Origin of the sequence: Photorhabdus kleinii (assembly GCF_025384885.1) — a bacterium.
GTDB lineage: Bacteria > Pseudomonadota > Gammaproteobacteria > Enterobacterales > Enterobacteriaceae > Photorhabdus > Photorhabdus kayaii.
Window position 1 is genome coordinate 1 of sequence record NZ_JAJAFY010000061.1, and the last position, 23547, is coordinate 23547.

A 23547-nucleotide genomic window follows, 5' to 3' on the forward strand; every position below is an offset into this window, starting at 1 on the left:
TTAATAGTAAACGATCCGCTGGCAACGACCCTGTTCCCATCACGAACTTCTGTTTTATTCGAAGCCCGGACGTTTATCTGGGTAATACCCAATTCCGCCAGTGTTTTGAGTTCGCCCGCATCGACTTTTGCATCGTGGGTGCTGTCGACCCAAACCCGCAGCTTGCTCCAGATCGGGTCATTCTGATCAATTACCCCGTCCTTGTTTACATCTTCACTAGCCAGAGCCCCGAAACCATCTTTGAATTTTTTTTCGCCAGCGGTTCCATTTATTCCGGCCTTACCACTGTAGTACTCGGAGAACATCTGGCTGACATCTTTTATCTGACCACTACCATCATCGATCACCAGTATTCCGGTATTGCGATCGGCCCAGCCGCTGCGCTTAAGCGTGCCACTGTTATCCATGTCGAACAACACGCCGTCACGGATATCAGTCATGTGCACACCATTGCCACTCAGATCCAATAACAGCGGGTCAACATACGTGTTGAACGTCGTCATCGCCGATAAACCGTTCAACGTCACGGCGTTGCGCAGGCCGAAGTCCAGCTTGCTAGTGTCCCCGGGTTGGTAGAAAGGCTTGTAGAACTCTGACAGATAGGTGTTAGGTCGGACATTGGGATCGAGCTGCATTTCACCGGGACGAATACCACCTGTGGCAAGGCTGGCCATCTGTGTTGAAGTGAAGTCTGTTTTATTGAGAATATCTCCAAGAGCAGATATTTTATGTGTCGCCGCATTTTGTATAAACCCGTTGGCGACATCCTGCTGAGCTTTGCTTTCACCCTGAATATACCGCAGAGGTTTTGGCATAGGCACGATATCAATGTTAATAAATGGCTTCATCGGTAGGGTAATTTTCGTATCCTCTGGCCTAAGCCATAAACATGCTCGACCACTTTCATCGTCCAGATAATAAAAATCACTATAACGAATATAACGACTCAGGTTGTCACGAATAATTTTACGTCCATTATTTTGTAACATATCACGCAAATGCACAGGATTATGATTGGGGAACAATTCTCCCTCGAAACCTTTTTTGCTATAGCCAATGGCTTTTAATGATGCAAATACGAAATCCACGCAACTGTTTTCGGCCACATTGTAACGCTCAGCATCAAATCCAACTAACGATGGGTCTTTTGAAAAAACTTTTAACCTGTTGTACTGAAATTCAGTCAACTCTACGGTGGTTTCGTAAGAGGTCTTTTGGTAAGCGGCATCATCATGAACGGTTATGTTCCCTTCACCAAACATTTGGTCATGCTTTGACTCGAAACCAAAACTCTCTTTATTCCCGTCGCCGTCATTTAAAACATACCACATATGACCGCCGAATGAAGAATGTACGTCTCCCGCTTTGTGCTCGTTCTTATCGACCTGATAAATATATTTCGCCCCCATCGGAGCAACTTTATATGTTACGGTATATTTCTTTGCCATCGTTGATATTTCCTTTATTTACATTTTAAATCTTCGGATTGAAATAAGTGAGCTCTACAAAACTCTCAATGTCATTAAAAGCAGGCACATCCTCCAAGGTAGTAATTATCGCAGAGTAACGTCCCGGGGGTAACTCTAGTATTTTAATATTGCGCGCCGCCGTATTTATCCTTCTCTCTTCGTAATGGAAAGCACGTATCCAACCGTACCCCACCGCGTTTATTTTCTTGTCAAAAAAAACCTTGCCGTCTTTAACCAGACGAAGCGAAACGGGGATGGCAATCCCATCACGTTCAAGATTTCCGAACAATTTAAATCGCTTTTCCATTTCATCAAAACCACTCCCAGTAGCAAACAACAGGGCAAACTGATAATCTCCAGCCTCGCTCTTGCTGAGTTCAAAATTAATCTCGACGGATTGACCAGAATGCGACACATCAATCGGTTTGCGTATAGTCTCAATGTGCTTAGAGCATGCCATTAATAAGGTGCAACTCATGAAAATAATCATGTTGCGCCAGTTTTTGAACCTTTCATGTATACGTAATATTTTCATTTCGTCACTCCAAATTTTAATATTTTCTTTGTTTATACCGATACCATTTTAAACCTTCTTAAATCTTCGGATCGTAATAGGTGAATTCAACAAAACTCTCAATATCATTAAAAACAGGTACATCCTCCAAGGTGGTAATTACCGCGGAGTAGAGTCCGGGAGGTAATGAAAATGTTTTAATTTCTCTCACAGCCGTATTTATACTTCTCTCTTCGTAATTAAAGACACGCCCTCCTTCGGACCCCGCAGCGTTTATTTTCTTATCAAAAAAAATCTTGCCATCTTTAACGATATAGAGTGAAACGGGGGTTATTACTCCGTCTTTATCAACTCTCCCAAACAACTCAAACCGCCTTTCCATTTCATCATAATCATCCGTAGTAGCAAACAGCAGGGCAAACTGATAATTGCCTTCCTTTCTGAGTTCAAAATCAATTTTGACTGATTGACCAGACTTCGATACGTCAATCAGTCTGTATATATCAATGTGCTTAGAGCATGCCATTAATAAGGTGCAGCTCATAAAAAAAATAATATTTCGACAATTTTTAAATCTTTCATTTATACGTAACACTCTCATTTCGTCACTCCAAACTTTGATATTTCCTTTGTTTATGCTGATACCATCTTAAATCTTCGGATTAAAATATATGAGCTGTACAAAACTCTGAATGCCATTAAAAGCAGGCACATCCTCCAAGGTAGTAATTACCGCAGAGTAACGTCCGGGAGGTAACGAAAGTGTTTTAATTTCTCGCACAGCCGTAGTTATACTTCTCCCTTCGTAATCGAAGCTACGTCCCCAGCTACGTCCCCCTGCGTTTATTTTCTCGTCAAAAAAAACCTCGCCGTTTCTAACCAAATGAAGCGAAACGGGGGTTATAACTCCGTCCTTATCAATATAACCGAATAATTCAAGCCGCCTTTTCATTTCATCATCATCCCCTTTATCAAACAGCAGAGCAAACTGATAATCTCCAGCCTTTCGCTTACTGAGTTCAAAATTAATCTCGACGGATTGCCCTGAATGCGACACATCAATCGGCTTATATATAGTATCAATGTGCTTAGAGCATGCCATTAATAAGGTGCAACTCATAAAAACAATAATATTTCGCCAATTTTTTAACCTTTCATGTACCCGTAATACTTTCATCACGTCACTCCAAATTTTAATATTTTCTCTATTTATATCGATACCATTTTAAACCTTCTTAAATCTTCGGATCGTAATGGTTGAATTCAACAAAACTCTCAATACCATTAAAAACAGGGATATCCTCCAGTGTGGTAATTACCGCGGAGTAACGTCCGGGGGGTAACTCCAGTATTTTAATGTTTCGCACAGCCATATTTATTCTTCTCCCTTCGTAATCGAAAGACTGTCCCCAACCACGTCCTCCTGCATTTATTTTTTTGTCAAAAAAAATCTTGCTATCTTTAACCAGACGAAGCGAAACAGGGGTTATTACCCCGTCCTTATCAACATTCCCGAACAATTCAAGCCGCCTTTTCATTTCTTCATAGTCATCCCCTTTATCAAACAGCAGGGCAAACTGATAATTTCCAGCCTTGCTGATTTCAAAATCAATTTTAACTGATTGACCAGACTTCGATACGTCAATCGGTCTGTATATATCAATGTGCTTAGAGCAGGCCATTAATAATGTACAGCTCATAAAAATAATAATATTTAGCCAATTTTTAAATCTTTCATATACCTGTAATATTTTCATTTCATCACTCCAAATTTTAATATTTTCTTTGTTTATACTGATACCATTTTAAATCTTATTAAATCTTCGGATTGTAATAAGTGAACTCGACAAAACTCTCAATCCCATGAAAAGCAGGCACATCCTCCAAGGTGGTAATTACCGCAGAGTAACTCCCCGGGGGTAACTCAAGTATTTTAATATTGCGCACTGCCGTATTTATACTTCTTGCTTTATCATAGACGGTACTCCCCCAACCGGTTCCCACGGCGTTTATTTTCCCGTCAAAAAAACTCGCCGTTTTTAACCAAGCGAAGCGAAACGGGAATAGCAGCCCCATCATGATTAAGATCCCCGAATAACTTAAATCGTCTTTCCATTTCACCATGACCACGCCCAGTAGCAAACAACAGGGCAAACTGATAATCTCCAATCTTGCTGATTTCAAAATCAATCTTGACGGATTGGCCAAGCTTCGTTATATCTATCGGTTTGTATATATCAATGTATATATAGCTGGCCAATAACCAAGCGCCACTTAAAAAAATAATAATATTGCGCCAGTTTTTGAACCTTTCATATATACGTAATACTTTCATTTCATCACTCCAAAATTTGATATTTCCTTTGTTTATACTGATACCATTTTAAATCTTCGGATCGTAATAGGTGAATCCAACAAAACTCTCGATTCCACTAAAAGCGGGAACATCCCCCAGGGTGGTAATAACCGCAGAGTAACGCCCGGGGGGTAACAAAAATGTTTTAATTTCTCGCACCGCCGTATTTACATATTTCTCTTCGTAATAGAAGGCTTGTCCCCCATCGTATCCCCTAGCATTTATTTTCTTGTCAAAAAAAATCTCTCCATCTTTAACGATATGGAGTGAAACAGGGATTATTACTCCATCTTTATCAGTTCTCCCAAACAACTTAAACCTCCTTTCCATTTCATCATAACCCTCCCCAGTTTCAAACAGCAGGACAAACTGATAATTACCTTCCTTGCTGATTTCAAAATCAATTTTTACTGATTGACCAGACTTCGATACATCAATCGGTCTGTATATATCAATGTACTTAGAGCATGCCATTAATAAGGTGCAGCTCATAAAAATAATAATATTTCGCCAATTTTTGAATCTTTCATGTACCCGTAATATTTTCATCACGTCACTCCAAACAAAGTAAAACTGTGAAAAACCATCTTTGACCATTAACAATAAGTTATCTCAAACGCGGAAAACGGTGAGTATAGCGAGCCGGGTTCACAGAGCTGCCCCCACGAGCCGCCGTTCTCTTATCGTTCTCTCAGGCTTTCATCCAGATGCTGCTGCAACGGGCTTAGGAAGTAATCGATCACTCGACGTTGATCGGTTTTTATTTCTGCCGTGATCGACATGCCCGGAGACAGCGCGACTCGCTGACCATTGACCAGCACGTGATCAGACTTCAAGCGAATACGGCTGCTATAGATAAGCCCACGTTTTTCATCCTCGATAGCGTCATTCGATACGTTGAGCACTTCGCCGTCAACGGTACCGTACTTGGTGAAAGTGAAAGTTTCCACCTTGACAGTGACTGGTTGGCCAACGTGAACGAAACCCACATCCTTGTTTTCCAGCATGGCTTCCACTTCTACCGGTTGGTCTGCGGGGACGATGACCATCAGCGGCTGAGCCGGTGTCACCACTCCACCGACGGTATGGATAGCAAGTTGTTGAACTGTGCCAGCCACCGGGGCTTTGAGGCTGGTCAGGGTTTCATGGTAACGGGCCTTCGCCAGCTCCTGAACCAAGGTTGCTGCTTTTTTGTTGGCTTCCTGTTGCAGGTCGAGCATGGCGCGGCGATTTTGCGCAACAACAGCCTCACGCCGACGTCGCGCTTCGTCCCGAGCGGCGGTGTGCTGCAAGACACTGGCCTGCTGTACGCTTAACTGGCGTTGCAGATCCAATCGCGTCTGCTCTTTTTCCAGATATGCATGCCGCGACACATACTGTTTTGTTAATAACCGTTGGTAATCCTCGGCCAATCGCGTAGCAATCGGTAACGTTTTTTGCAGGCTAGCCACCTGAGACTGGGCAGACTGGATTTCGGCACTGCGTTGGAGGATTTCTGCGTCCACCAACTCTAGATTGCTGCGGTATTCCTGGTATTGTCCTTGAAGCCAGCGCTGAGCACTGAGCACCTGCTCAGGGTTGGCGTTGGCAATCGTCCCTACCAGCGACGCCGGCGACTGTTGCTGATTGATAGCATCAAGCATAGCGGCACTCCGCGCACTGTCGATACGAGCAGCCAGCAGCTCGCTCTGAATCCGGCTGACGTCGGCATTCGCCGCCGTCGGGTCGAGTTCGACCAACAATTCGCCGACTTTCACCGTCTGACCATCATTGACGTGGATCGCTCTGACCACCGCCGTTTCGCTAGATTGAATCAACTTGGTCTTGCCATTGGGAACAACCTTTCCCGGAGCGATAGCCACTACCTCGATTTTGCCGATGTAGGCCCAGAGCAACGCCAATACAGCGAAACCCATAATGCCCTAGGTGAAAATCCTCGGTGCTGGGTGAACAGGTGTTTCCTGCAACTCCAAAGCCGTCGGTAAAAACTGTAATTCATGAGCAAGTCGCGGCGACACGTCCATGCTTTTACGTTGGCGCCAAGACTGACGCCACGCGTGACGATAACGCTGCAATAAGGGAAGGGTGGCGCTCATTCGAAGTTATTTTCCTTGAATCGGAGTATGTTTATCTTGGTCACATCTACCTCTGACTGTGTTATTAACCATTGCTTGTGTTATTAACCATTGATTACGTTATTAGCCGCTTTCATCGTACGTTCGGGAAATGGAAGCCTTTCAGCCCTGCTGCATTCGATACAGCCGTGCATAGTGGCCGTCCTGACGCGCCAGTAACTCGGCGTGGTCTCCCTGTTCAACGATCTGCCCGCGATCCATCACGAGGATACGATGCGCGTCGCGTACAGCGGACAACCGATGAGCGATAATGATGACCGTACGCCCCTTGCAAATGCTTTGCATGTTCTGCTGGACAACCCGTTCAGACTCGTAGTCCAGCGCACTGGTCGCCTCGTCAAAAATCAAAATGCGAGGATTGCCGATCAAGGCTCGGGCAATGGCTACCCGTTGCCGTTGACCACCCGAAAGTGACGCTCCGTGCTCACCCACAATGGTGTCGTAACCTTCGGGCAGTTCAAGGATGAATTCATGGGCTCCAGCCATACGGGCGGCATGCATGACCACTTCGAGCGGCACCCCCGGATCGCTCAAGGCAATGTTTTCACGAATGCTGCGGTTGAATAGCATATTGTCCTGCAACACCACACCAATCTGCCGACGCAGCGAGGACACATCAGCCAATGCCAAGTCCATGCCATCGACCATGACCCGTCCACGCTCAGGAACATAGAGCCGCTGCAACAAGCGGGTCAGGGTGCTTTTACCGGAACCGGAGCGGCCCACCACACCAATGATTTCTCCCGCGCTAATGACCAAGTTGATTCCGCGCAACACCTCAGAACCATCAGCCCGATAACGAAAATGTACCTGTTCGAACGCTATCTGCCCCTTGAGCGGCGGTACTGTGCTACGTGTAGCCTGAGACAATTCAGTACGGGAATTAAGGATGTCTCCCAGACGCTGCACTGAGACCCCGGTCTGCTGGAAGCTGGTCCACAGTTGCGCCAGACGCATGATAGGGCCGCTGACACGGCCAGCCAGCATATTGAATGCGATCAGTTCCCCCACTGACAGCTGCCCGTCTATCACGAGGCGGGCGCCGAGCCAGAGTGTGGCGACCGTCACTAACTTGCCAATAAGCGAGACGCTTTCATTGGCGATAGTGGATAAGGTCTGTGTTTTGAAACCTGCGGCAACATAAGCCGCCAGTTGGTTGTCCCACTTGCGGATGGCCTGCGGTTCAACCGCCATTGACTTTAGGGTATCGATGCCATTTACCGTTTCGACAAGGAATGCCTGATTCTCGGCGTTACGTGTAAAGCTATCCTGTAATCGCTTACGCAAGAAAGGTGTAACCAACCCCGAGACGAGTGCATAGAGCGGCAATGATAACACCACAACGAGAGTCAGCCAGCCGCTGTAATAGAACATCACAAGGATGAACACCAGAGAAAAAAGCACGTCGAGCATCAGGGTAATGGCGTTGCCGGTAAGGAAGCTGCGGATGTTTTCCAGTTCGCGTACACGAGCCACAGAATCACCGACTCTCCTGGCTTGGAAGTAAGCCAGCGGCAGATTAATCAAGTGCCGAAAAAGACTCGATCCCAACTGCACATCAATACGGCTGGTCGTATGAGCAAACACGTAGCTACGCAAACCGCTCAAGGCCGACTCGAACAGCATGATGCCCAGCAATCCCGCCGCGACAACATCCAGTGTGGTTAGGCCGTGATGCACCAGTACTTTGTCCATAACCACCTGAAAGAACAACGGCGTCACCAAGGCAAACAGCTGCAAGGCAAAAGACCCTAGCAAAACTTCCCCCAACAACTTGCGATATTTGACGATAGCCGGGATAAACCAAGTGAAGTCAAAGCGAGAAGTCTCTCCGGACAGACTGTTACTGGAACGCACAAGCACCAGTTGCCCTGTCCAACGCTGCTCAAGCTGCTCGAAGCTGATAACTTCGGGACGCGCCGAACGTGGGTCCTGAATCAGAGCCTGTTCTTTGTCCAGTTTAGCCAAAATAAAAAACTGCCCATCTCGGTCAATGGCAATGGCGGGCAAGGGAGTATGTTCAAGTCTGGCAAGTGTTGTGTGTACAGCCTTGGCTTTCAGCCCTGAATGACGGGCAGCCAGCAGCAGCTCCTTCAGGGTAAGACCTTGGTTGGAAGTGGAAAATTCGTGTGAAAGTTGTTCAGTCAATATAGCAATGTTGTGAAACCTAGCCAACATAGCCAGGCAAATCAGGCCGGTGTCCAGCTCCGGGGAAGAATGGGGTGGCTCAGTACTTATTTCATTATCTTGCATCAGACAACTTAATCCTTAAATCAAAAATCTGGATATTCATCTCACCCCTAGCAAGCTATCCAGACATATCCGCAATCCGTTTAGTAAACAAATTACAATTCATATAATTAGGCGTTTATATCATCAAATAATAATAAATTTCATTTAATATATTCACAAACTGTGACATTAACCACACAATAATATTAAAATTTATTAAATTTATAATTTTTTTGTTTACATTGATAACAAAATACAAACATCAACAATTTGATTCAGTCATTGCAACGATTTTTGAATCGGTGAAATTAAGATATCGATCAGTTATCGCCATCACAATGAAACTAATCGGTATTACCGACTGAACATTACGAGCAATAATCACTCAACTCAAAAAACGAATAAAGGATATTTTAGTTAGAAATTAGCCAAAATTTGGCATATAGGCAGGTTTAAGATACATTTGTCTTGTATAGGTCAATATAATCTATAGATCACTGCGCGAGAGTTTTTCAATCACCCAATCGAGAACTTTTTACAAAAATAAAAGGCATATTTACCGAAGTTAGTACGGCAAATCAGAAAATCCATTAAAATAATTAATGATATACTTGTCAGGCTTAAAAAGCCCAATCCAACAGCTGCGCAAATAGCGATCAAAAAACGTCAGGGAAGATATGACCGCATCATTAATATATAAATTTTTTTGCACAAATTAGTCTATCTGGACAAGCGCTAATCCACCTGTAAGCTAAGCCGCTCTGCTAATCCACTTCGCCTTTGAGTTGGCGTCTGGATTGCCTGACGCAATACCGCTTCATGTGCATAAAGAGTTAGTTTTTCTCTGGCACGGGTTATCGCTGTATAAACCAGTTCACGGCTGACAACCGGCACAAACTGCGTTGGCAATACTAAAGCTGTATGGTCAAATTCTGAGCCCTGCGATTTATGTACGGTCATCACATACGCAGTTTCATGTTGTGGTAAACGACTTGGCTGGATTCCTTTAATCTGTCCATCAGGCAGCTGAAAATAAGCGCGCAGTTCATGATTTTCGTCTCTGAGCATAATACCGATATCACCATTAAACAGGCCCAGTGTGCTGTCATTACGCGATATCATGATGGGGCGGCCTGCATAACCACGGCTGAAAGTCCCGACTGGGCGACGAATAAGCCCCTGACGATGCAATAGCTGTTCTATACGCTCGTTAAGCCCAGCGACACCAAATGGCCCTTCTCTAAGTGCACACAACAAACGATAGCGGTTAAATTCATCTAAAATCTCTTTGACAGGTGCCTGCTTTGCCACCAGACACAAGTAAGCGTGATAACCCGATACCGTTTCTGTCAGCAACCGCTGATAATCTTCATCGTCGGACAATGGGTAAAAACAGATATCCTTCAACAGTTGCTGCAAAATAGAGAGAGCTTGCCGACTCTTTCCCTGATTAACAGCCGCAGCCAACTGACCAATTCCAGAATCTACATTAAAGCGGTAACTTTTGCGTAAAAGACATAAATGTTCACGAACCTCTGGAATATTTTGCTGATCACCCGCAACTAACCGACATCCTGTCAATCTGCTTAGTTGTTGTGCCCTCGTTATGCTGTATCCCAGTTCAGCAAAACGGCAAATATCACCCAACACCGCGCCTGCTTCCACTGATGCCAATTGATCTCGGTCACCCAGCAGAACAATTTTCGCTTTCGGTGGCAATGCATCAATCAACCTAGCCATCATGGGTAAATCCACCATTGAAGCTTCATCCACCACCAGCACATCCAGATTCAATGGGTTATCCCGGTCATAGCGCAATCGCTGGCTATCAGGTTGAGCTCCCAACAACCGATGAATCGTCTGCGCCTGATCTGGCATATATGCAAACTGTTTCTCCGTCAGAGGCAATTTTCTGACCGCACTATTAAGAGATTCGGTCAATCTGGCAGCTGCCTTTCCAGTCGGCGCTGCCAGTTGGATAACCTGCTTTTTATCAGGATTAAGTTTGATTAAGGCAGCCAATAACTTAGCAACTGTCGTTGTTTTTCCGGTTCCCGGTCCGCCAGAAATAACCGAAATTCTGCTAGTCACCGCGACAGCCGCAGCCACCTTTTGCCAATCCACCGTTTCCTCAGGCAATATGAATAATTCATCTAAAACAGTTCTCAGTTGCTGTTCCTGAATATTATCGGTTGGTTGGTTGCCGGAAAAGAAAGCCGCCACCTGACATTCACTTTGCCACATTCTCTGCAAATAAAGCCGGTCATGGGAAAGCACCACAGGCGTTGGTTGAAATCCATCACTAACAGCAGCACAATTTTCCAGTGCTATCAGCAAACTCTGCTCATCAGGTTTTCCCGCAGCTCGCCATAATTGCTCTGCAAATTCACGATGTCGCCCACCAAAAAAATATTCTGGCGTTATCCGATTAACCGGCAGGCAAACATGCCCGGTACCCGTTTCAGCGCTCAACAACGCCATCACCAACAACAAAACAGGATCTTTATCCTCAATCAATGCATGAGCAAACTGTAAGTCCAATGAACGCAAAAGTCTGAGGTTTACTGCCTGTTGTAATAACGAAATCATCAATTTTTCTCTTTTTCAGACTGTTCATTACCACTGAAAAGCAGATCCAAAGCATCAACAAATTCAGCCGATAGCCGACAATTGAAAATACCATTCCCCGGCTGTTGCTTATCTATCCCCCTCAGAAACAGATAAATCACACCGCCGAAATGTTGTTGGTAGTCATAACTAGCCAACCTGTGACGCAAGTAACGATGTAATGCTAGTGTATAAAGTTGATATTGCAGGTCATAACGATGCTCAATCATGGCGGTTTCCATTGCTTGACGGGTATAAGATTGACTCTCCTCCCCCAACCAGTTTGATTTGTAATCCAGCACGTAGAATTTGCCTTGCCAACAGAAAACTAAATCAATAAACCCTTTCAGCATCCCTTTCACCTGTTGAAATTCCAGTGGGGGGCAACGAGCAGAAATCGGATCATAACGACGCATCAGTGTATCCAACGTCTGAGATCGCAAAAGTTGCTCAACCGGCAGATAAAACTGCATTTCATCCTGTTGATGATGCAGCGGAATTTTTGCAAGCTGCATTCCTTCATCATTCAATGGAATGGTAAAAATGTCGGTCATCCATTGCTGTAATGTCGCATTCCAGCGTTCATCAAATCCGGCTGATTGCAGTTGTTCTGCCAACCATTTTTCATCAGGTCGTTGGCTGAAACTAATTTCTTCTAAAATAGCGTGTAAAAAAGTCCCCGCAGAGGCTCCCCGAGGGAATGTATGTGGCGTCATTTCAGATTGTTCTGCTAACTGCTTTTCACCACTAGCATCAACATCAAGCTTTGGCGCAATAGACTGGACAATCACGTCAATAGATTCTTCTCCAGCAAAATAAGCAGAAGCATTACCACGATGAACCACAGAGTTTCGTAAACCAGAATAACTGGTAATACGCCACTCATCCTGAACTCTGCGTTTAAATTGCCGGGCCGACAGGACTAAGTCATTTTTACTGTGCGACTGCCAAGGATGACCATCAGTCTCATTAATTGATGATATGACGATGCCATCCCCACTTAATTCTTTAAGCGATGTTGCCAAAAAATCAGCATCCCCTTTCACTCCCTTTTGCAATAGGTAGCCCAGAGCACACTGATGCAGATCAGTATCGCCGATCTTTTTCTTATTGCCTTTTATCAGCGGAGCCACGCCGACACTGCAATGGTAAACAGAACGCGTCAATGCGACATAGAGTAAACGTAAATCCTCTGCCAATCGCTCTTGTTCCGCCAGCTCAATCGTCTCGTCGTCAGGAAAGATATCGAGGCAAGCATTAAAGCTTGTACGATCATGATATATCGCCCGCTTCTGCTCCCTGAAATTACAGACAAATGGCAGCCATACTAGCGGATATTCCAGACCTTTAGATTTATGGATAGTACAAATTTGTACCAAATGACGATCGCTTTCCAGCCGCATCTGCTGATTTTCAGATTGTGGATCAGGATGAGAGATTTGCTGAGCCAACCAGCGGGTGACTACATGTTCACTATCAAGTTGTAAAGATATCTCCTGCAACAACTCACCAATATGCATCACATCTGTCAAACGCCGTTCACCGTCATAACTGGCAAGCAGGTTCTCAGCAATATGATGGTTGGCGATTACCGCTCGTAACATAGGTAACACGCCACGGCGTTGCCACAGACGAAAGTAGCCATCAAACTCATCAACTAACTGGTCCCACACCTTCTCATCATGATTTAGTTTGTCTATCTGTCGAGCGGTCAAACCAAACAAACCACTGGCAAGCGCACTTCTCAAAACCCGCTCTTTCTCTGGTGATAACACCGCTTGTAATAACCAGAGAATATCCTTGGCTTCCGCGGTAGCAAATACACTTTCTCGGTTAGAAAGAAATACAGAAGGAATAGATAACAGGTTAAGTGCATTACGGATCAGTGTAGCTTCCTTTCTGCTACGCACCAAAACCGTAATATCAGCCGCCGTCACAGGTCGAGAACCTTCACTTTTATGTAATAAAGCCCGCCCTTCACTACCTGCCTGCAACCAATCACGAATTTGCGCAGCACAGAGCCGTGACATCGTTTGCTCATAATCTCCTGTAGAAACACCTTCTCCTGGTTGTAACCAGAAATTTAATGCAGCCTGTCCTTCGCCGTCATAACGAAAAGAAAGTGCTCGATTTTTCTCTGCCGCGGAAACCTCAATAAAAGGGATCTGCTCAAACAAAAATGGGTTTTCCGAACGCATAAATAGCTTATTTACTGCCTGTACCATTGAATAGGCTGAGCGCCAGTTTGTTTCCAGAGTATAGTGAGCACTTACCTGAGAACGGGCACGAATATAAGTGAAAATATCTGCGCCACGAAATGCATAAATAGCTTGTTTAGGATCGCCGATAAACAGCAACCCATTTTCAGACTGACTGCCATAGATGGTATGAAAAATCCGGTATTGCTGTGGGTCGGTATCCTGAAATTCGTCGATCAACGCAACCGGATAGCGTCGGCGAATTGTCTCAGCAAGCAAATCACTGCCAGGGCCTCTCAGAGCATCATCAAGACGGGTTAATAAATCATCAAACCCCATCTGACCACGCGTTAATTTTTCCTGACAGATTGATTGGCGAATCTCAATAATAGCCTTGGAGATAATCAAATCACGTAAAGTAAGTGGCTGCTTATATAAATCATCTATCGCAACAAAAAGTGAATGTTCAGGCACCTCACCTTTTTTTGTCTTTTCTGCCAATACCGACTGTCGGAATTTCTCCAATGCTTTTGGCAACAGATAATCCTCTGTAGGCGCTTGAGCCCAATCCGAGACACTATTCAACCAATTTGGTAAGTGCTTACTACTGTAACTTCTTTTATCAACACCAGAACCCGCAATTAAATCGTGCAATTCTCCAGCAACTTCATTCCATTGGTATTTAACATCGCTGATCAACTGGATAATTTTTTCATGGCGACTTAACAACGTTTCATCACTGTCCGGCGCATTAACAATATATGGCATATCCCCTTGTAAATAAGGATGTAATTCAGCCATCAGAGCTTCAGGCCCACTCCACTCCTGACTGATTACCTGTGCCATTGATAACGGCAATGGATAACAATGGCGCCGCCAGAAATCGGCACACCCCTGCCGTTCTAATGGCTGTTGATCCTGAATTAATGTCTGTTCAAACAAGATCCCAGATTCAAAAGCATTATGTGCCAACATTCTCTGACAAAAACCATGAATAGTATAAATCGCCGCTTCATCCATTTGCCGCTCTGCAGCCAGTAACCAGATAGCCGCCCTCCCTTTATCTGGGATTTCATCCAATAGCTGTTGATAGGCTGGTTCTGCATCTTCTACTTCGTTTCGAATACAAGCGAGGCGAAGTTTATGAATATTTTCACGGATACGCCCACGTAACTCATTTGTTGCTGCCTCAGTAAAAGTAACCACCAGAATCTCTTCCACACTCAAAGGCCGTGAAAAAGCAGCATCTTTTCCCAGTCCAAGTAAAAGACGCAAATATAAGATACCGATAGTGTAGGTTTTACCCGTCCCGGCCGATGCTTCGATCAGCCGCTGACCATTCAGCGGCAGAGTTAATACATTAAGCCTGTGAACAGATATCTCTGTGATCACTGCTCTCTTACCTCAACAGGTAACCGTTTCTGAAATTCAGTCACATTCTGATAGGTTTTCCAACCTTTCAATTTCGCATATCCATCCAAGTTTCCTGATTTACCAATCACTTGTGAAATTAATGACAGCCCCCGATGTTCGATTACCGCATTCCGATAGAAATTAATCAGTTGCTGTTGTGTAGTTTTCTTTAGAATCTCAAGCATTTTATCTCTGCTATCAAAATTAAAGTTATTGCGGCTGAAATCACCAGAGAAGCGGGCAACTTCGGCATAGAAAGTTTGTGGCGGTTGCTGCTTTTCATTAATCAGCGCACTCTTGTACTGTTCAAAATCAGCTTGAGACATTGCTTTCAATTTATTACCGGCGTTCTGATAGAAATCTTGATAACGCTGATTCAAATATTTTGGTTGCCTACTACTACTTTGTAACAGGAACCCCAACCCCCACTGTTCCCCCACACTGGTATTGAAAGCAAACACCGCATACCCCAGTTGCTCTGTTGTTCTTAATTGATCATAGAACCACGGTTGGAGCATATTGCTCAACAAACTGGAATAAACATAACTTTCTATACGGTTATAACCTGTCGGAATATAAACCTCTGCCAAAGCACCATCGGTGCTACTGCCAACGCGCTGGAAATTGACCGGGTAATTTTTATCAATCACCACCTTATCCCCAATCCACCAGTCATTTCCTTGATTTGCTAGTTGGTTATGAGCAGATTCGGCAATCACTTTGCTCTGTTGTTCGGCCAAGTTTCCAATGATCATCATCTGCAAAGCAGCATTTTTTATCATTTCATGACGATACGTAACAATATCCTGAATAGTGATAGTTTCCAGCACCTTCAGACGAGTAGACTGTTCCGTATATGGCACCACAGAAAGGCGCTTCAACGGCTGCATAGCCATTTCATAAGCTTTAGCGTTATTGGAAACTTCTATCTGTTCACGATACCAAGACTTAGCTTGCTCCAGTTGACTCTCAGTTGGCGTAAATGCTATGTAATTACTGATTAAAGAGGTTAAAAGTTCCGGCAAATTTTGAGTGTAACCACTTACTCCTAGTTGCACTCCCTGTGATGAACTCGTAAAAATATTCATTCCAGCAACAGAAGCCTGATAACTAAACTGGTCAAGGGAAAGCCCCGCCAAATAATCAAGCAAAGAGGAAGTGACCTGCTCACGGGCGCTATCCAAACTTTTTGCGTTACGTAAATCTAACGTAATGCTAGCCTTAGGCTCATCAGCAAAATATTGGCTCGGCATGTAGAACAGGCGAACGCTTTGTTGTTCAAGAATCATCTCTGGATGTTTTTGACTCTTGTCTGCTTTTATCAGCTTCAAATCATCAGCAATATAAGGATTTGGTGCTGGCAGAGAAAAGCTCATCTGTGCCTCTAATTGCTGCCATTTAACTCGCTGCTGAGATGTAATTCGATCAACCTGATAAGGTGCCTGAACAAAATAAGCCTGTTTATTATGCGGCTCTTTTGGGCTGATATACCAGATACGCGCATTTTCAGAAGTCAATTCATCAAGTCGGTTGGCGATTGCTTCCGGGTCATAGTCATCAGCCAAATAACCGGCATTAAGTACATTGGAAACAGGAACCCGCAACATAGTATCCGATAACCATTCGATATAATGCATATCACGAACAATGGAGCCATATCGGAAAGACAGATTCAAAACCTTTGCGATCTCATCAAAATAACTTTTCTGGATGCCTTTTTGTTTTAATAAATTAATATAAGCAAAAATAGCCGCAACAACCTGATCCCGTTGCGCAAGCCCTTTGTCTGTCAACGTCACATAAATAAAAAAGATACCTTTGTTACGATCAACCATAGGTTCCGCACCAGCACTGATACTTTCTGCTAACCCTTGAGTTTGCAGCCAGTCTGACAATGTATTCAGGCTACGGTTGCCTATCACATAACCAAGATATTCATCAGTTTTACTGCGGAAATCAGCACTGTTATTGTCAATGCTGAACTCCAGTTGCAATGCCTTTTGCGGTTGAGCAGGAACATAATGGATGATAATGCCTTTCTCTTTTTCCGTGACTGCCGGAACAGTAATCAGCGGCACACTCGCTTTTCTGTCAGGTATCCGACCAAAAGTATCAACAGCAATTTGAGTCAGTTTATCGATAGGCTGGTTACCGTAAATGACACCTTTCATCAGATTGGCTGAATAATAACGCTGATAGAAATCCACCAGTTCTGTCTGTAATTGACTCCCTGGTTTATCTTTCAATGTTTCTAGATTACCACCAGAAAAACGGGCATTGGGATGCTTAGGATTCAGCGTTTCTGCTCGTATTTGAGCAACCCGCATCCCATCACGCGAACGCGCCATTGTCAGCTCTGCATTAACCGCGTTTCGCTCCCGATCTGCATTCACTGGGTCAAGTAACGGCTCAGCCAGTGCATCAGCCAGACGATCTGTGGCTTGAGCTAACGCTTCATTTTCTACTTCAAGATAAAAAGCCGTGCGGTAAGAAGCCGTGCTGGCATTATAGCTACCACCATGTTTTTGCAAAAATTCAGATAAATCACCTGATTGTGGATAATGTTCAGATCCCATCAGAACCATATGTTCCAGATAATGTGCAAGCCCGAGCTGGCTGTCAGGGTTTTCCATACTACCAACCGGAATTGCTACCGCTGCCAGAGATTTGGTTGCCTTCTCATCAGATACCAGCAAGACCGTCATATTGTTTGCCAATCTGATTCCCTGATACTGACGATGATCATTTTCGCTTTTATAAATTGTCTCTTGCAGTAGCTGCCACTGTAGTTGTGGTGATTGTGGTGTTTGCGCATAACTCTCCGTTCCCCAAAAAAGCAGGAACATCACAGTTATCATGCGAACAAAATGTTTATGCATTATTTGATATTCTCCCTATGTATTCTGATATCGCGCTATCGGTAACAAATAACTGAGCGCTTCCTGTTTAAGTTTTGCCAAAAATGATTTATCCACTTGCCTGAAAGCCCTCTGAATATAAGGATCATCCCCTTCGCCTCTGCGTCCTTGATCTCCAAGCCATGCTTTCAATAACTGGCTTTCAGCTTTTGATTGAATTTCATCACTATCATCAATCTCACCAGTCTCTTTATTCATACATGCTGAAAGCCACGCCCAACCACTTTTACAAAACAGCGGTAAAGGCTCGGATATTCCTCGCTGATAGCCTTCAATCAATTGATTCAGATAATCTTTAGCTTGCTCTGAAGGTACAGGAGCAAAACGCCATTCGTTGCCATCACGCCCATAGCTGCGACTTTCACCCTCACCACCTGTCAGACAATAAGCCAGATGCTCAATCCACAATTGCATACCATCATTGGCTGTCAAACTGGCAGGCCGCCAACGTAGCAAACCATCCGGTTGTACCTTATTAATACGCCCCGTCAGAATCACCTGGCCTAAATCATGATGTAAATCGACAGATAAAGTTTCCATTTGTTGTTCACGAATTTTATCCGCCAAAGGCTGCATCTCTTTTTGCTGTCTTAACCAATAAACCTCACCAAAAGCACCAAAAGGTAATCCTCCAGCAGCACGCAGCCGATCGAAAAGTGGTTCAGGCGATTGCTGTTCAATTAACGCACTCAACAATAGCTGATTAAACTGATAACGTTGAAGATTATCTAAAACGAAAGGTTCTTCCTCTGGTAATTCCGTTTCTTCAATAACGAAATTTACTTTCAAGCAACGTTGGAAAAAAAACCGAACGGGATGGCGGTAAAAACTGCTCAAATTATCAAGTGTAATTTCTTGAATTTGCACCATTTCAATAGATTGGCAAAATTCAGCGTATGCTGCACCTTGCTCAGTTGCCGCTGGTAACCACTCCCCGGCATAGCTTTGCTGATAACTGCCCGGTATAAAATTTTCCGGTGCAAATGGAACGCGGGCATGAAGATACAACAGATGTTTTCTAACATGGGTAGCACTTTCATCAACATTCAGTTTTTCATTTCCCGGTAAACAAAAACTTTGGCAAACATAATCCAGTAATTCATTCACCAACACGGAAGGATTACATTCCGTATCATCACGAATAGACTTACCAATATAGCTGATATAGAGAAACCGTTCGGCAGATATCAAGGCTTCGAGGAATAGATAACGGTCATCATCCCGCCGTTTTCTGTCTCCCCTCTGACCTTTTTCCGCCATCAGATCAAATCCAAGCGGTGGAATTGAACGGGGGTAGATACCATCATTCATTCCCAATAAACAGACAACCTTAAAGGGAATAGAACGCATCGGCATTAGAGTACAAAAATTGACAGATCCGGCGAGAAAACGCTGACTGATTTTTTCATTATCAAACTGAAGTGCCAATTCATCTCGCAATAAAACTAATGGCACACTTTCCTGATAACGGGCATTCAAGCCATTGACTATGACTTTTTGCCATTGCTGTTCTATCATTGCCAGTACTAATTCAGTCTCATTATCTGATACAAAAAATGTTTCCAGCAACTGCTGGCAGACAGGTAACCAACCTGTTAATGCTCGGCTCTCAGCAAGAATTTTGCGCCAATAGCTTAATTGCATTAAAAATTCAGCCAATTGGCCGGCAAGCTCCGCAGCTAAACCACTGGATTCATCATAAGGCAATACCTCTTTCCAAGGGCCCGACCGGCTATCCATTGCATAACCCAATAACATTCGGGTCAGTCCAAAACGCCATGTATGCTGGCCTGTCACCGGTAAAGATAGCTCTTCGACATTATCGTCATCCAGCCCCCAACGAACGCCTGATTCTTCAACCCAACGTCTTAATAAACGCAAACCATCTTCATGTACGTCAAATTTATTCGCCAGCGCGGGTACTTCCAACAATGCTAAAACCTGTTCTGTTGTAAAACGGCTTTGAGGTAAATCAAGCAGTGTAATAAATGCCTGTAAAATCGAATGTGCCTGACGGGCTTTACGATCAGAAATAGCAAATGGAATATAGCGTTCAACAGAGACATTACCAAATACTGCCTGAACATAGGGAGTATAACTGTCAATATCTGCGACCATCACAATAATATCCCTTGGCGTCAGCGATGGATTATCTTCCAATAATCTCAATAGCTGATCCTGTAAAACTTCCACTTCACGTTGAGGACTATGGCAAACATGGAAAGATAAAGAACGATCCAACGGATCAAGTACTCTTTTTTTCAAACTGTTTTCAAATGTTTCTTTTGTTGAACCAATTTGGGCATGATCTTCCAGATAGAGAATATCCCTTTGCAATTGATGTAATAGATTATCCTGTTCTAATTCAACAAAAGCGTGAATATCCGAACTCTGCTCAAGCTGCGACAATAAATAGAGATTATCACGGCCCAACCGTCCCCACGATGCCAACAAGGGATTACTTACATCTTGTTCACCGTCATCGTTAAACAATGATTGAGCATTACCAGGATCTTTAAAATATTCCAGCTCCTGTTCGCTCTTATAATGACGTGGTTTACGGCTACTCAGTTTTGCCAAAAAAGCATAATTCTGAATATCTCCCCAATAATATTTACATGGATTAGTAAACATCAGGTGAATATCAATGTGCCGTGCCAATGCCTGTAAAGCTTGTAAATAGACCGGTGGTAAGGCAGAAATACCACAGATAAATACCCGCTTCGGTAAACAAGCTGAAAAGTCAGTACTATTTTCCAGTTCAGTATTATTTTCCAGCATCGAAATAAAACGCTGATACAAATTAGCACGATGCCATTGGGGTTGTTGTAACTGGTGAGTATATTTCGTCAGTTCCAGCCATAATCTTTTCTGCCACAACTGATTATCACTCAAGCCATCAATAAGCTGACCTTGCTGCCAACTTTCCAACCATTGCGGACGATAAACGAGATATTGGTCAAACAGATCAGCAACCCGTCCAGCTAATTGATGAATCTTCCGTTTATCAAAATCTTGATCAAGGTAGTGCCTGAGTGCGACAAACTCCGCTTCCGGCAGCAATTGAGGCAATAACGCCATCAATTTCCATGTCATAGCATCTTTACTAAAAGCACTCTCTTTAGGAATATCAGGCAATACTTTGGTAAACATATCCCAAATAAACGTAGCGGGAAGCGGAAATGAAATATTAGCTGATATGCCTATTCTTTCGGCCAGTTGGATTTGCATCCACTGTGACATACCTGGGCTTTGTACCAAAATGACTTCCTGCGCAAATGGATCAGTCAGTGGGTTACCCCCGATCAATATTGCTATCAATTCCTTAAGAAGATCTAATTGGTTAGAATGATAAACCTTAAACATCAGAACTCCCATTTGAACAAATCAATCGGCTTGCTTTACTTTGCTGATTATAAGGCGTTGTCACTATAACTGTAAGCTGATAGCAGCCAGACAACGGATAGGCTGTCTGAAATTCAGCATGCCATCCCGGTGGCAATGTTATTTCTGGTAAAACATTTTGACCTGCAATTAATTCATATTGTTCCAAATATCCATAAGATAATTTATCCGCCTTTGATTGCTGCCAATGTTGCTGAAACCCAAATAATAACGCCTGATGATAACGCATTAATCCCAATAAAGAGACCGAAAAGACCATAACAGCAATCATCACTTCGGGCAAACTCATGCCTGCTTGATGCTCATAAAAAAGCTCTGACTTCATGAACAAAATCCCACATCTACCTCAGGACAAAAATCCAGCCAACCACTCTCTACCGGAATAAGGGAATCACTTCCACCAGATGAGTGTAATTTCATCCATTGATATAATCCAACAGATTGCCCGGATGCCACATCAGCCATACCTTTCAGTAGAAAAAAATGACTCGATTGCCTTTTTAAACAACTGGTCAAATGAAATTCTTGTTGTTGCTGGCAATACCACTCTTCTGTTTTATTACTATCAAGTGACCATGACTGAGCAATTCCCCTTGCCAATGAAGATTCTGCTTGCTGAAAAGCTTTTAGATATCTGCGTTCATCGACCATCATGATTAAAGCGTTATCCAGATGATGATGCAAAGCCTTTAACATCATCAGGCTAACGGCCAGTAATATCAGCACTGAAATGAGCAATACATTACCTTGCTGATATTGAAAACAGACATGTGGAGAATGCTCAGCCACGGTACTTATCCCCTGATATTGCGCAAACGTATTACTGACTGATATTGGTAGTTTATCGATGGATGTTTAAACCAATGTGCAATAAGCACCAATTTGATAAAAACTAAGCCATCTTTTGCCGGTAATTTTTCAGCTTTAAAGGAATCTACCACTATTTCATTTGGATCAAACAGCCTTTCCCAGCCATTTTCCTGACAGTTACCCGCCCCCCTTTTCCACTCTACTGACTTATTGCTAAGACGATAGCCAAAGAATTCTGATTCACTGTGTTCTGGCGGCTCCCATTGGTTATTGATGTTAAGATCGTATGCAATAATCAGGCATGAATCCTCACTCTCATCACTTTTATTATCGATGAATATTGGCTTTCCATCACAATAATGCTGACAATATCCAGCACGGCGAATATCCTTTTCTATAATATGTAATGTTTGTTTAACAAAATAACCTAAACGATATCTCTGATATAACTCCATTATTTGTTTAGTTAAAATAGGATAACTTTTAGCAATCGCTAGTAAGATAATACTACCAATAGCCATCGCTACAATAACCTCTAATAATGTCATTCCAGATTGATTTTTATTTTTCATTATTCCAATAAAGTATCAATTATTTTAGTAGAAAAATTATAATTAATCACAAGCTGGAATTTGATTAAACTTATTATTACTACATGATCTCATCCTACCTCGTGAAGAAAAAATAATGGATATTTCACCTGCGGAATTCGCCAAAGTAAAACTCGCAGGTATCATGGTGTTTCTTATTCCATGAAACTCTATCTGATCCTTAGTTGCTGAATTAATAATAACATCCTGATAGGGGGAACTTATTCCCTCAACATTTTCTAAATCACAATTAGCCAATACCGAATTAGAGAGCGCTATGCACCAGTTTTTTCCAGTTTTCAACCACAATATCACCCTTTTGTTCAAATAATTTGCCAAAGATTGTTGCCTGGATATAAATGTCAATATCTTCTGTGCTGATTCCTGTAACCTGGCTCTTTCCTGGTGATCGCCCCATTCCTGCACACTCCATAAGGAAAATATTGAAACCAAAACAATAACGATCATCAATTCCAATAAAGAAAAACCTGATTGATTATCAATATTATAATGATCGATTATATTCATATTACTTACCATTGATAATTCCTTATTTCCTTTCGTAAAACATTTTATTCATTTTAAACACAGAATAAATACATAATTGAATTTTATGCGAGAGTGCGTCAATAAAAAAATAATAGTTTATCATTGTTACATTTAAATTGCGTAGAGCTTCGCAAAAACCGATAAGAATAGCGATTTTTATTTATTATTATTGTCATGCATTGTAAGCTTATATGGCTATGAGGAAGAAGTTTCATGAATATAATAAAGAAAAGATTGAGTGCTTGACATAAGGATGTTATTACTATTAATTTATTCTATAAAAATAAATAATATCAGACCAGAAAATAATTAATTGAGAATATTTTATTAAGTATAGCGTTCAATGTTTTA

17 protein-coding genes and 1 pseudogene are annotated in these 23547 nt (G+C 43.0%); all 18 read right to left on the bottom strand.

Features of this window, described 5'->3' with window-relative positions:
- A pseudogene (locus LG003_RS20260) lies at positions 1-1448 on the bottom strand (S8 family serine peptidase); the annotation flags it as partial.
- 25 nt (positions 1449-1473) lie between these two features.
- Positions 1474-2004: a DUF5625 family protein gene (locus tag LG003_RS20265; RefSeq protein WP_262981486.1), complete on the bottom strand. Its 531-nt coding sequence runs from the start codon at positions 2002-2004 to the stop codon at positions 1474-1476.
- Positions 2005-2062: 58 nt separating this feature from the next.
- Positions 2063-2584 carry a DUF5625 family protein gene (locus LG003_RS20270; protein ID WP_262981487.1) on the bottom strand — a complete coding sequence of 174 codons (522 nt, stop codon included), beginning with the start codon at positions 2582-2584 and terminating at the stop codon, positions 2063-2065.
- A gap of 48 nt (positions 2585-2632) precedes the next feature.
- On the bottom strand, positions 2633-3160 hold the full coding sequence (locus tag LG003_RS20275; RefSeq protein ID WP_262981488.1) for a DUF5625 family protein: 528 nt from the start codon (positions 3158-3160) through the stop codon (positions 2633-2635).
- A 58-nt stretch (positions 3161-3218) separates the two neighbouring features.
- Positions 3219-3740: a DUF5625 family protein gene (locus tag LG003_RS20280; RefSeq protein WP_112876487.1), complete on the bottom strand. Its 522-nt coding sequence runs from the start codon at positions 3738-3740 to the stop codon at positions 3219-3221.
- Between the two features lie 58 nt (positions 3741-3798).
- Positions 3799-4107, bottom strand: coding sequence for a DUF5625 family protein (locus tag LG003_RS23275; RefSeq protein ID WP_315903398.1), 309 nt, complete (start codon positions 4105-4107; stop codon positions 3799-3801).
- Positions 4004-4318, bottom strand: a complete 315-nt coding sequence (locus LG003_RS23280; protein ID WP_315903397.1) for a DUF5625 family protein — start codon at positions 4316-4318, stop codon at positions 4004-4006. The genes LG003_RS23275 and LG003_RS23280 overlap by 104 nt, the downstream gene beginning before the upstream one ends.
- Before the next feature lie 48 nt (positions 4319-4366).
- Complete coding sequence (locus LG003_RS20290; protein WP_112876484.1) at positions 4367-4888, bottom strand: DUF5625 family protein; 522 nt, start codon at positions 4886-4888, stop codon at positions 4367-4369.
- Positions 4889-5019: 131 nt separating this feature from the next.
- Entirely contained in the window at positions 5020-6255 is a 1236-nt protein-coding gene (locus LG003_RS20295; RefSeq protein ID WP_262981489.1) for an HlyD family type I secretion periplasmic adaptor subunit, read from the bottom strand.
- A 321-nt stretch (positions 6256-6576) separates the two neighbouring features.
- On the bottom strand, positions 6577-8727 hold the full coding sequence (locus LG003_RS20300) for a type I secretion system permease/ATPase (RefSeq protein ID WP_262981490.1): 2151 nt from the start codon (positions 8725-8727) through the stop codon (positions 6577-6579).
- A gap of 714 nt (positions 8728-9441) precedes the next feature.
- Positions 9442-11295 carry an exodeoxyribonuclease V subunit alpha gene (gene recD / locus LG003_RS20305; RefSeq protein WP_262981491.1) on the bottom strand — a complete coding sequence of 618 codons (1854 nt, stop codon included), beginning with the start codon at positions 11293-11295 and terminating at the stop codon, positions 9442-9444.
- Entirely contained in the window at positions 11295-14900 is a 3606-nt protein-coding gene (gene recB, locus LG003_RS20310; RefSeq protein ID WP_262981496.1) for an exodeoxyribonuclease V subunit beta, read from the bottom strand. The genes recD and recB overlap by 1 nt, the downstream gene beginning before the upstream one ends.
- Entirely contained in the window at positions 14900-17803 is a 2904-nt protein-coding gene (gene ptrA, locus LG003_RS20315) for a pitrilysin (RefSeq protein ID WP_262981492.1), read from the bottom strand. Before ptrA ends, recB begins: the two co-directional genes overlap by 1 nt.
- 15 nt (positions 17804-17818) lie before the next feature.
- A complete protein-coding gene (recC, locus tag LG003_RS20320) occupies positions 17819-21208 on the bottom strand; it encodes an exodeoxyribonuclease V subunit gamma (RefSeq protein ID WP_262981493.1) in 3390 nt (1129 codons plus the stop codon).
- A complete protein-coding gene (locus LG003_RS20325; protein WP_112876477.1) occupies positions 21201-21572 on the bottom strand; it encodes a prepilin-type N-terminal cleavage/methylation domain-containing protein in 372 nt (123 codons plus the stop codon). The genes recC and LG003_RS20325 overlap by 8 nt, the downstream gene beginning before the upstream one ends.
- Positions 21569-22036: a YgdB family protein gene (locus tag LG003_RS20330; protein ID WP_262981494.1), complete on the bottom strand. Its 468-nt coding sequence runs from the start codon at positions 22034-22036 to the stop codon at positions 21569-21571. The genes LG003_RS20325 and LG003_RS20330 overlap by 4 nt, the downstream gene beginning before the upstream one ends.
- A 5-nt stretch (positions 22037-22041) precedes the next feature.
- Positions 22042-22629, bottom strand: coding sequence for a prepilin peptidase-dependent protein (locus tag LG003_RS20335; protein WP_112876475.1), 588 nt, complete (start codon positions 22627-22629; stop codon positions 22042-22044).
- A gap of 42 nt (positions 22630-22671) precedes the next feature.
- Positions 22672-23187, bottom strand: a complete 516-nt coding sequence (locus LG003_RS20340) for a prepilin peptidase-dependent protein (protein ID WP_262981495.1) — start codon at positions 23185-23187, stop codon at positions 22672-22674.
- Between the last annotated feature and the right edge of the window lie 360 nt (positions 23188-23547).